1 protein-coding gene is annotated in these 1,974 nt (G+C 72.4%); it reads right to left on the bottom strand.

Annotated features, from left to right (window positions below; genetic code table 11):
- Positions 1–1,974: AAA family ATPase (locus tag ACXJKR_RS30970; RefSeq protein ID WP_457326113.1), on the bottom strand; the 1,974-nt coding region annotated here is incomplete at both ends.

The raw sequence follows: 1,974 nt of genomic DNA, 5'->3' as shown, positions 1-1,974 counted from the left end.
GCAGCGCGGCGAGCTGGGCCTGCAGGCCCAGCAGCGGCCGTGGCCGGTGCGGCATGACGAGGTCAGGCAGGTCCGCACCGATGCGCACCAGGCACTCCAGGCCCTCGGCCAGCGCCTCAAGGTTGCCGATGGCGGCCGCCATGCGCGACATGGCAAAGGTCGCATGCCAGCCGCCCCATGCACCATAGCCCGGCACATGCTCGGCCAGGCGCAGCCGCATCAGGGCCAGGGCTTCGTCATGGCGGCCGGCGATCAGGTCGAACATCGCATGCAGGGCCTGGCCCTGGTTGCGCGCGATGACGATGCGACCCAACCAGGCCGCATCGGCTTCGGCATGAGCCAGCATCTGCCGGGATTCGGCCAGGCGGCCCTGCCAGAACAGGTTCCAGGCCTGGGACGTGTGCGCGTTGACGCCGAAGGGCAGCGACCGGTTGCCCAGCACCTGCATCGCGCCACGGTACCAGCGGTCGGCCACCGGCGACATGCCGACGCAGCTGATCTGGCGCGGCGACGGCGAGCAGATGTACCAGCTMTCCAGCGTGGTCGTGTTCAGCAGCTCGGTGACAAGGGCGTCGAACAGCGGCGCAACGGCATCGAAGCGGCAGCTTTCCATCGCATGCCAGGTGCGGCCCAGCAGCGTCACGCGGCGCAGCTCGCCGCTCAGCGCAAACGGGTCGAGGTCGCGCAGCAGGGCTTCAGCCTCCTGGAGGCGGCCCTGCGCGATCAGCAGGATGCTGCGATGGCCGCGCGCAGCGAGCAGACCGGCCTCGTCGCCGCGCGCGTCGAACAGCGCCTCGGCGCGGCTCTGATGCCATTCGGCCTGCTGGGCCTCCCACAGCACCCACAGCGCCAGCGCCTTGACGCGATGCAGTTCGGGGCTGGACTCGGCAAAGGCAGGGTCGAAGCGCCGGGTCAGGTCCAGCAGGCCCTGGGCGCCGAGCTGGTTCATCAGCAAGGCGCCGTCTGCCAGCAGCAGCTCGGCAGCGCGCTCGGGGCGGCCGGCGGCCAGCAACAGGCTCTGGCGGCGCACCGCGTCCGTCTCCAGCATCGCGGCGCGCTCCAGTTGCTGGCGGTAGACCTCGGGCTGCTCCTGGCGCAGGCGCTGTTGCAGCATGTCGCGCAAGAGCTGGTGCAGGCGCAGCGTGTGGGGCGCCAGGTCGACGACAGTCACGAAGAGCGAGAGGCGCTCCATATCGGCCAGCCAGCCGGCGGCGTGGGCGTCCTCTCCCAGCGCCTGGCAGCGCGCGGCGTCCAGTTCGTGCAGCACGCTGGTGCGCAGCAGGAAGCCGCGCAGGCCGGGTTCCAGCCGGTCCAGTACCTCGGCGGCCAGGTAGTCGAAGGTGGCGCGGTCGATGGCCGCGGGCAGGCGCTGGCCTGCGCCCAGAGCCAGGCGCAACCCGGCGGGCCAGCCCTGGCAGCGCTCGTAGAGCCCCGCCGCGGCGGTTTCGTCCAGGCCCGCGGCCTGGGCCAGTTGCTCGACCTCGCCGCGCGCCAGCGCCAGCTCGACGGGGCCGATGTCAGCCAGCTCGCCGGCGGCCCGCAGCCGCGCCAGGCGCAGCGCGGGATCGTGGCGGGCGGCCAGTACCAGGCGCCAGCGCTCGCCCATGCGGGCCAGCCAGCGGTCCAGGAACTGCAAGGAGGCGGGGTCGACGAGGTGGTGGGCATCGTCCAGCACGATCAGGCCATGCTCGACCTCGCAGGCCTCCAGCGCGTTCAGCATCGCGTCGGCCACGGTGACGATCTCGGTGCCGCCGCGCAGGGCCGCGTCGCGCAGGCCCTCGGGCGCCGTGCGCCAGGGTGGGTCGTAGGGCTCGAAGGCGGCGAACAGGCAGTCCAGCAGGCGGCCGAGGTCGTCGCCTTCGTCCAGGGCCACCCAGGCAATGGCCGTGTCGGCACCGGCATCGGCCAGGGCCTGGGTCAGCAACGACGTCTTGCCATAGCCGGCAGGCGCGCAGATCAACAGCACGCGGTGAG

This window comes from Roseateles sp. P5_E11 (assembly GCF_054049355.1).
The sequence above is the reverse complement of the archived record's forward strand: the minus strand, read 5'-3'. Positions and strand labels throughout refer to the sequence as shown.